Origin of the sequence: Aeromonas sp. QDB56, assembly GCF_027705505.1 — a bacterium.
GTDB lineage: Bacteria > Pseudomonadota > Gammaproteobacteria > Enterobacterales > Aeromonadaceae > Aeromonas > Aeromonas caviae.
The window spans coordinates 1-9,018 of sequence record NZ_JAPDBZ010000157.1; the positions used below are offsets into that span (position 1 = coordinate 1).

The window sequence follows — 9,018 nt, forward strand, 5'->3', positions numbered from 1 at the left end:
TTAGATGCAGGCGGCTGCCGATGGCTGCCTTACTCGGAAACGCTGGACGAGTTCTTTCTCCGCGGGCAAAAACTGGGCGTATTCCGTATCGATATCGGTGCCCCGGCGCTTACCGAAATCTTCTCCTCCTTGATCTTCGGCCTGGTAGACGCCGAGCGCCGCGGCCGTATCGCACGCGCAGGTATGGCGGCGTTGATCGAGCAATTCTTCCTGAACGGGGCTTGCAACTACCAAACTTAACGGAAAGCAACGCTCAGTTTTTTTTCCAACGGGTTGGCGGTGTCCGTTTTTGGCCGTTCTCTGACGGTCGTGACAGTGACACGCCCTGGTCAAGTTGAACGCAATCCGTGGTCAACGCCAACCCAAATTGGTGGTCAAGAGGAGTGCAATTTCGCACATACCTGAGGACTGCTCACCACATCGCTTGCGTCGGTAGTAGCTTCCGCACTTTCCCCGTCTCTCACCGCTAAACAGCGCTTTCCGGTAGCGGACTTTAGAGCGGCTTGATACTGGCCAGCATGCAGAAATTCTGCCCGTGTAGCGTCACGACCGGACAAGCCACTAGGGTGGCGGTCAGGAAGGCAGGCAAACGGAACACGGCGAAGCACCTCGAAGGCGCTGGCCACTTGCCATCCAACTGGGCGCGGCCTTTAATCGGCGGATCTGGAAAGGAGACGGATATGCCATTGTTGGACGAGATTATTGGGTGGGCCGGCGGACTCAGACCCTGGCAGCAGGAAGCACTGCGCCGGATATTTGCCCGGGCCGAACTAACCCAAGATGACATCGAGACCATTCTGCGAATGGTTCGCGAGCAAGAACGGGAAGACGCAACCACGGGGGGAGCACGGCCATTCACGCTGGACGACGTACCAGGCGCCGGAAGTGGCGCAACCGTGCGGTTGGTGGGTGTCTCGGGGCTAGACCAGGTAAACGGCTTCCCGTCCGGTCGTGCCTTTGACCTCGCACCGGAGGGCATGACCATTTTCTTTGGTCATAACGGCGCCGGCAAATCCGGCTACGCCCGCGTCTTCAAGAATGCCTGCAACGCTCGGCATCGGGTGGAGGTCCTGCCCGACGCTTTTGGGGCGGCAACCCCAGCTAGACTGCCATCAGCAGATTTCGCCATTTTGGTGGATGGCACTCCGGAAACCGCACGTTGGGTCCAGAACGGGCCGGCCCATTTGCATTTGAGTTCGGTCTCGGTCTACGACGCGGCCTGTGCCAATGACTACATCGACGCGGAAGGGACCCCTGCATTTCAGCCCTACGGACTCACTCATCTGACGCGCCTGGTCCTACTTCAGCGTGATTTACAGGCACGGATTGGGACCGAACGCAATGCCTTGGCTCTGGATACCCGGCAATTCGAACCGCTGAAGGGTGACACCGAAGTCGGCCGCTACATCGCCAAATTAGGTGGGGACTCGGACCGCGCCGTGCTTGCTCGATTAGGGACGGTCGGTGACGATGAACTCCGGCGACTGGAGTTTCTGAAGCGGACATTACTGGAAAGCGATCCTGTGCCGCAGGCGCTGGCCTTGGAACGTTTGGCGACACGCTTGGACCAGGCGCAGCGTCGAGCCGAGGAAGTCCAGCGCTGGGTGAATGATCGTGCCATAGCACGGGCAAAGGAACTGATTACAACGGAAAAAACCGCGCATCTCGCCATGCAACTGGCGCAAGCGCGTCTTCAGGATCGAGACACACTGAACGCCATGGAGTTGCCGGTAACGTCCTCACCCACCGCCACGCTGCTGGAAGGCACAGGAGCTGAACTCTGGCAAACGATGTACCGAGCCGCTGAGGCTTTCTCTCAGCAGACGGCATACCCTGAACATCCCTTCCCGCACCTGGAACCGGACGCTTACTGCGTACTCTGCCAGCAACCTTATTCAACGGATGCCTCGGAGCGCATGCGGCGTTTCGCGGCATTTGTCGCCGACAGCGCCACGGCGGATGCGCAAGCCGCCACGCTTGCGCGCATGAACGCTCTAGGGAAGGTGCAGGCTGTCGATCTAAACGTTCTGGATGTGCCAACACGGGCTGACGTGGAGGAGCGACTGCCCGACCTACACGCTGCCATCACCGCAGCGGCATCGGTCTGGACCGCCCGGCATACTTGGGTTAGCCAAGCCCTGCAAACTGGAAACTGGTCCCCCGAGTCAGAACCGCTTCCTATCGAAGCAAACCTCGATAGTCTCTTCGCCGCCAAAGCTGCTTCGCTCCGAGTCGACGCCAATACCCTGCGGACCTCTGCCGATCCCGCTCTACGCTTGGCGCTGACCCAAGAACTGGCAGAGCTAGAAGCCCGACAACGCCTCGCCAACCAGCTTGGCGCGGTGGAGCGCTTTGTTCAGGACAGTCAGGTCCATGCCACATTGAGCCGCTGCCATGCCGCCCTCAACCCAGCGGCAGTGTCACGCAAACTGACGTCCCTGGCGGCGACGCATGTGACCGAGGCTCTGGCCGCTTCTATGAATGCTGAGTTGAAAGCCCTGGGCTATAAGCGACGGGTGCAACCCGACCTGAGCGGGCGCACAGAGCTGGGGGTGACCAAGGTCACGCTGCGCCTGCAGGAAATCACGGCGAAAGCCTCCAAGGTGCTGTCAGAGGGCGAGCAGCGCGCGTTGGGGATGGCTATGTTCCTCGCCGAGCTCGAATCCCTGCCACATACTTCGACCGTTATTTTCGACGATCCGTCTACGTCGCTGGATCACGTATATCGTCGGGCCATAGCTCGGCGTTTGGTAGCGCTGGCTGAGACCCGCCAAGTGCTGGTGTTCACCCATGATGCGGTGTTCCTGACCGAGCTCGCGATGGCGCTTCAGCGCGCTGATCGCTCGGCCAGCTACAAGACCATCGGTTGGGACGAGTCGCCGGGACTAGTGAGCGAGGGGCTGACGTGGACGACGATGGACACCAAGGCCCGCCTGGCCGATCTCGAAAGTCGTGCGAAAGCACTGAACGTTCCGGTCGGCAGCGACCCGGATGATGAGCTTGAGCGGCAAATCGCATCGGGATACTCAAGCCTCCGAGGCACTGTCGAGCGCGCCATACGCGAGGTTTTTTTGAACAATACCGTCCAGCCGTTCAGCGATGTGGTGAGCGTAGAAGCATTTGGTGCTGTCATTGGCCACCCCGCAGAGGAGTGGGAGCAGTTGCTGGCAGTGTATGCGCGGGCCTGCGAAGCTACCGAGGCCCACGACACCCCAGGCGAGCGCCAACTACCGCTTCCCGCGCGTGAGGAGTTGCTCGGCGATATCGCCCAGGTCCTGGAATTAATCAAAAACGCGACTAAACGCCGAACTGCCTACGAGAATCTACGCCGGGAGCGGACCGCGCAACGCAAGAAGCTCTTCGGCGGCTAGCCCGACGTTTCATGCCGGGCTGGTCGGGCATGGCTGTGTTTCTTTCGAATATTGCGAGCTCTCCGTTTCAAAGTTTTTTGTGGCCTCGCGGATCAAGAGGAAGCACATTGGAGGCCGGCAGTTGGCGCTCCAAGTCCGCAATACGGTCGTACAGCTCAAGAATGGTGGCGTCGGCCTCACTGAGTAGGCTGGCTAGGTGGTCACGCTGCTGCGTGATTTCCTCGATCCGTTCTCGAAGTCCACGATTTTTTCTGCGGGCTAATAAGCTGACTTGGCGCACTGATGGCGGACGTTGCTCAGCGTGTCCTTCCACGTACTTTTGGATCTCAGCGATCAGTAGGGGGAAACGAGCTTTTTTCAGTGCAGAGGGGTCGCTGCCGGCCTCCTTGGCAACGTTGTTCTGACTTACGGGCGTCCCCTTCGGCAGTCGTTCGGGCTTGTTGCTCTTCAGCCGCTCGAACGCTGCGCGATACTGCTCGCCGGCACTCATTCGCTTAGCCGGGTCAGCGGATTCATGTTTGCCGGATGACATGGCGATAATTCTCCACACTACGTTTCTGGGCTTCCAACGAAGTCCTTAGCGGACTGTCTACCTCGGCAGCGGCCAGGCGCTCATCCAATACCGCCTCCAACACTTCGACTTCGTCGAGTTGCTCGGGGTCATAGAGAACGTCCGCACATGGTTTGGTTTCTCCGGGGGAGTCGCCCCCTCCGCAGCGAGCGATATTGTCGATGCCCCCATAGGGACAGGGGGTACGGCTCGTGCAGATGCCCAGCAAAATCGGTCGATGAGTGACCGTCCCCTTCTTAGCCAGATTGATCGCTTTCTTAGCATCAGAGGCTGAGATTAGGCGGACAATCTCAGATTTTCGCTTCTCGCCGTGGGGGCTGACGAATCGGTTGCTCGTCAGCTGTTGCAGCTGCCTACCCAAAGTTTCGTACATGGTGCGGACGTAGTAGGTATGGGCCTTCTCTTCCAGCCGTACCCTGGAATGGTTTTGCCCGTAGTAGAGACTCATCGCTCTGGCGACGTGCTTTAGCTGAAACTGCAATGAAGCGTCGCTGACCAGCCCGGATGCCTGCATATTCACTGCGCCGGTTCGTCGGAGTTGATGCCAGGCCAACGGCCAGATTTTGCCGACCGCAAACTCGTCGGTCAGCGTCGGCGTCACCAACCGAGCCAATTCGAAATCTTCCGGCGTAATGCGCAATTGCTCACGGTCGAACAGCTTGTCGAACCACTGAAGCACATGGGCATAGCTCGGAATCGATGGCCGAATCGTGCGGTTGATCTTGGTGAACTTCGTTCCCCACGGTTCAAGGCAATAATCAAGCAGATAGCGCTTGGCCGGATCATCCGGCACCGAGGCCTCGCCGGGGGGAGAGTCGCATTCTGCGCGGAGGTCTGCGACCACACGCATGGCTTCAACTGCCACCTGAGCTGACGGGGACGTCACCCAAAGTGCCTCAGAATCCGACATCGTCTTGGTCGTTCGTCCGCACAATACATGGATGTCGCCAAACTGCGGATCACGTTCTATGTGCAAGCAATCGGCGCGCAGGTTCCAAGCCTCTTCGACTCGCATGAGGCTGAAGTTCAGCAGATAGCACAGTCCAGATCGACTCACGAGGTTGAGGTAGCGACTCAGAGTTTGAATGCGAATTTCGTCGTCGCTCACTCCCAGCCAGCGACGAAATAGTTCCACCATGCCAAACCGATGCGCGGTGTCGATGAATGGGCCGTAGTACTGCCGCCCAGTCCACTTTCCGTTTGATCCATCCGACGGCCACTGAAACGGATAGAACGATTGTGGCCTGCGTTGTCCTTGGAGACTGGCAGAGTTGTGCCGATAGGCAGCCAGACAGAAGCGGAAGCACTCCTCGACTTGGCCTCGATGCGCCAAAAAGTCATCCAGGCATTCGCGCAAGCGTGTGATTTGATAGTGCCAAATGCGGGGCGGGATATAGGGGGTCTGGAGCTTCTGGTGGTCGGGCATGGCCGCTGCGAGGCGTGCCAACCCTGCGCGATCCAACAAGGTGAACCCCAGCGCATCCCGCCGCTCGTACAGTTCGTGCAGCAATGCCAAGAACTCACCGGACCGGGAAGCCTGGAGCACCTCCGGGAGACGGTCGGCAACGCGCGGAAAATGACTCAGTTCGGATGCGAGAATGCCTTCTTGAGTGCACAAGACGAACAGCCGACGCATCTGGTCGAAGCGCGTTTTCAGGCCTCGGTATCCACGGGCTCCATTGGGGCCGTATAGCCACCAGCCGATTACGGTCCGCAATAAATCGGCGTTCGCAGGATCGATCGCGGCGACATATTTCTTAGCTGGGCCATCGCCGAAATTGAGAGTGAGCCGTTTTCCCGCCCATGGGTCGAGCCGCCAAATGGCATCGCCCCAACGGCTCACCACCTGGCCAGCGGCATCTATGATGACCGGCCAATCACGCTGCGGTGGCCAGCACGGCGGACGGTAGTTCGGCGCATCAGGAATCGCTAGGGGCGAGTCGATGCCGAGGCCAAGTTCGGAAAGAATATTTTTCGTCATGCTGATCTTTGTCGCAGTTCTGCCAATCGGATGAAGCCATCCCAGGCCGGGTGGTAGTCACCTTCACTTATGCGCGCTCTGGCTTCTTCGACCCAAAGCCTGCGGACCTCGCTACTTTCTTCGAAGAAGCGCAGTTTGGCCGTCAGCCGATCGATCACCAGCAGGGCCGGATGCTCTGTCGTCAGGTGCTTACCCGAACTGGATGGGCGGTAGCGTGCCAGTTCAAGCGATTTGAGGTGGCGCAAGCTACCGAGAGACCACACATGATCCTCACTTTCGATATCCCGGTGCTGGGTACAGAACAGGCAACCGGCAGCATTGATGCAGTCGGGTCGCGGACCATTCTTCGGCATCGTGCCCACTGGTTCAGGTGTGGCCGATACACATCTACCAGGAGCAGGAGGTGAAAGGGACGGATCGGTTTGCTGATGGAAGCGCGTAATTTCCACCATAGCGATCTGCGGATGGGGGTCGGCATATACGCGTATCAGCGTTTGCACCGTATGCTGGGCCAACTCCGCAACCTGTTGGGGATTCTGGGACTCCCGAAGCAACCAGTTGATGCGCGTCCCGCGCAGTTTTCGCGGTCTCACTATCGGTATGCCAAGCTCGCGGCAGATGCGCGTAACGTTCGTGAACTGCGTCGCCTCTTCTAGGATTCGTCCCCCGCTACGTATAAGCGGAAAGAGCAAACCATCCGGTTCATTGGGAAACCATTCGGAACGCCATTCGAGATAGCGCTCGAACCACTCTCGATAACTGGCAAAGATCTCGAATAGCACTTCTCCTTCCCGTCGATTTTTGTAGGTACGTACCTGGTAGCCGTCTATGTGGCTGGTGTAATGAAACTGCTCAACCCGCAGGGTATGTGCTTGCTGGAGGTTCAGACCGGTCTGGGCGATGAACATCAGCAATTCACTCTCGATCCGTAAATTGACGATGGGGAAACGGGTCCGCAGTGTCCGATCTGCATCGTGGGCGGCACGCGCCGCCAGGGATGCTTCGATTTGCGCTTGGTTTTGCGGCCTGGTACGGCGGGCCGCTACTTTCTCGGGGCTCTGCAATCCCGACCATAGTTCCAGCACTTGGCCGGTGCGTAACGAAATACAAACTGGGAGGGGGGCCATTGTCCCCCTCCAGGTCAATGCCTCGCATACGTCAGCTAGAAGGTGTCCGAATGCGAAGGTGTTTTGCAGATTCTGCTTGTCCGCTTTGCTCGTATGTACCTTGCCTTTGCCGCGCGGCTTGCGAATACGTGTGCTCTTGCTCAGGCTTGCTTGGCGGTCCAATGCTCGGTCCAGCATCGTCGCCGTGAGCCTGGTGAGATCGTACAGGGACCCATCGCTGAAATTGCGTTCGACTCGATGACGCTGGAGCAAGTGATCGGTCCAACGAATGAACGTGTCGGCCGCCGTCTCGAGACTGAGATTCACGTTTTCTGAATCGATCCAGGCAAAGAATCGGCGCAATGCACTGATCTTGTTCTGCACCGAGAAGCGACTTCCGCCACCAGCAAGGTCGTCAGTCATGTGCTCATGCAGCTGCGTCACCAGCTCGAAACGTTCCGGCAAGGGACTGCCGAGTTCGCCCTGCGCGATCTGGCGGCCCACATGCTTCACCTTTGCTGCTGCACCTCCGCGAAACAGCAGCGGCCGGAGGTCCCAGGGCGTTTCAGTGGCCCCATACTCAAGCATCGGGAAAGTGAGGTCGAATTCGGAACTATCCATCGTGCCGCGCCCCAGCGCCGATCCCGCTAAATGCCGCCATGAAGCTATTTGAGAGGGCTTGTTTGATCGGCAGTGCCTGTACGAATCGGATGTATTTGAAGGTGGTGGCTTCAGAGTTAGGCCCATGGAGCAACGCGTCGCTGACCGTCGCAATTACAATAGCGACATCGGCACAAGCCGATAGCGCCAGACGTGCCAATTCGGTACCGAAGGTGCAGCGCGACTGATGGAAGCGGAATTTACGGAGCACCTGTAGTTCTGCTTTGACGCCCCGTTTTCGAAACTCGGACATCTCAACATTCACAGCAGATGACTGATCGGTGCCGCGCCTGCCATAGGCGTTACCAAAGCGGGTCAAGAACAGCAAATCACGATTCTCGGGCGAGGCTTTCGCCTCTCGTTCCATCCTCCGCCAGCCTTTGGCATATTCCAGCAATTCATCACGCAACGCTTCGGGTATCCAGACCTGGCCAGTCACACCGAATTTCGTGTGCACTGGCGGAGCTGCGCCTGGACCAACTGCAAGGCGTAGAAGCCCTTCAGCGGAAGGGTCGGGGGCGGCGCGCTCCAGAGACTGAATCTTGAGATCACAGATGCTGCCGAGCCGCATCCCGGTAAAAAATCCAAGGGCCAACATGAGGTAGAGCTCGGGCGTGGCGTTCTCTGCGGCGAAATCCAGAATTGCATCGCGATCGGTCTCCGAGACTGGCAACAGCCCATCTTCAAGCGTTTGGCCTGGGCGCTTACGGTTCGGGATGCTGAGGTCGGTGGTGGTTCCGCTGATCGTTCGCTCGAACCCCACCCGGTCGAAGTATTTAACGACGTAGGGTTTTTCCCGCCACAGCTGGACGTGTGGAGAAAGAAGCTCCCTATGCCTTACCCACCGATAGAACATGATGCAATTGCGCATGTACTCAGACGCCGTGGATGGGCCGATCTGGCCGGCATCGCGCATCTTGATCAACGCCCCTCGGTATAGCACCAGGCAGCGGTCAGCTTTGCGAGCGGGAAACTCGAACCACTGCAAATCACGAGATTCAAGAAATTTAGCGTAATTGAGAAGGCCATTCATGTTACTGGCAACGGTCTTAAGAGAAGCGTCACCAGTCGTTGCTCGCTCCACTGCCCACAGGTTTGCCTCCCTCCAAGGTGCATAGTCTGCCCAAAAGATTTGGGGCAAGCCCTCAATGGATGGCCGGCTGCTACTGGGGGAGTATGCGACGGCGTTCTCTCTGCGCACGAGGTAATGGGGCACGAAATGAATGCGCTCTAGCGTCGCCATTCAACGCCCCTGGGACGCTTAACAATGTCCATAGATAGAACTCAATAGCTTAGGCGTCCGCACTATACAACTTACTCTTATCGATG

Annotated in this window: 5 protein-coding genes and 1 pseudogene; 2 read left to right on the forward strand and 4 right to left on the reverse strand. The window is 58.3% G+C overall.

The features are described 5' to 3' along the window. Together OKB81_RS17810 and OKB81_RS17815 are read left to right on the forward strand one after the other, a co-directional pair. A pseudogene (locus tag OKB81_RS17810) lies at positions 1 to 240 on the forward strand (hypothetical protein); the annotation flags it as partial. A gap of 440 nt (positions 241 to 680) precedes the next feature. Further along, positions 681 to 3,371 carry an AAA family ATPase gene (locus tag OKB81_RS17815; RefSeq protein WP_058131653.1) on the forward strand — a complete coding sequence of 897 codons (2,691 nt, stop codon included), beginning with the start codon at positions 681 to 683 and terminating at the stop codon, positions 3,369 to 3,371. Positions 3,372 to 3,438: 67 nt separating this feature from the next. Here OKB81_RS17815 and OKB81_RS17820 read toward each other — a convergent pair whose 3' ends face one another. From OKB81_RS17820 to OKB81_RS17835, 4 genes are read right to left on the reverse strand one after another with little or no spacing between them, the layout of a single operon-like run. Beyond that, positions 3,439 to 3,903 carry a hypothetical protein gene (locus tag OKB81_RS17820; protein ID WP_023443007.1) on the reverse strand — a complete coding sequence of 155 codons (465 nt, stop codon included), beginning with the start codon at positions 3,901 to 3,903 and terminating at the stop codon, positions 3,439 to 3,441. After that, positions 3,884 to 5,923 (reverse strand): hypothetical protein, encoded by a 2,040-nt coding sequence (locus tag OKB81_RS17825; protein ID WP_034039551.1) that lies wholly within the window; start codon positions 5,921 to 5,923, stop codon positions 3,884 to 3,886. Before OKB81_RS17825 ends, OKB81_RS17820 begins: the two co-directional genes overlap by 20 nt. Further along, entirely contained in the window at positions 5,920 to 7,650 is a 1,731-nt protein-coding gene (locus OKB81_RS17830; RefSeq protein ID WP_034039553.1) for a site-specific integrase, read from the reverse strand. Before OKB81_RS17830 ends, OKB81_RS17825 begins: the two co-directional genes overlap by 4 nt. Further along, entirely contained in the window at positions 7,643 to 8,932 is a 1,290-nt protein-coding gene (locus OKB81_RS17835; protein WP_034039555.1) for a site-specific integrase, read from the reverse strand. Before OKB81_RS17835 ends, OKB81_RS17830 begins: the two co-directional genes overlap by 8 nt. Positions 8,933 to 9,018 lie beyond the last annotated feature (86 nt).

Coding starts and splice junctions, on each gene's coding strand:
- OKB81_RS17835 (WP_034039555.1), bottom strand. CDS start 8,932: ATGGCGACGCTAGAGCGCATTCATTTCGTGCCCCATTACCTCGTGCGC.
- OKB81_RS17825 (WP_034039551.1), bottom strand. CDS start 5,923: ATGACGAAAAATATTCTTTCCGAACTTGGCCTCGGCATCGACTCGCCC.
- OKB81_RS17815 (WP_058131653.1), top strand. CDS start 681: ATGCCATTGTTGGACGAGATTATTGGGTGGGCCGGCGGACTCAGACCC.
- OKB81_RS17830 (WP_034039553.1), bottom strand. CDS start 7,650: ATGGATAGTTCCGAATTCGACCTCACTTTCCCGATGCTTGAGTATGGG.
- OKB81_RS17820 (WP_023443007.1), bottom strand. CDS start 3,903: ATGTCATCCGGCAAACATGAATCCGCTGACCCGGCTAAGCGAATGAGT.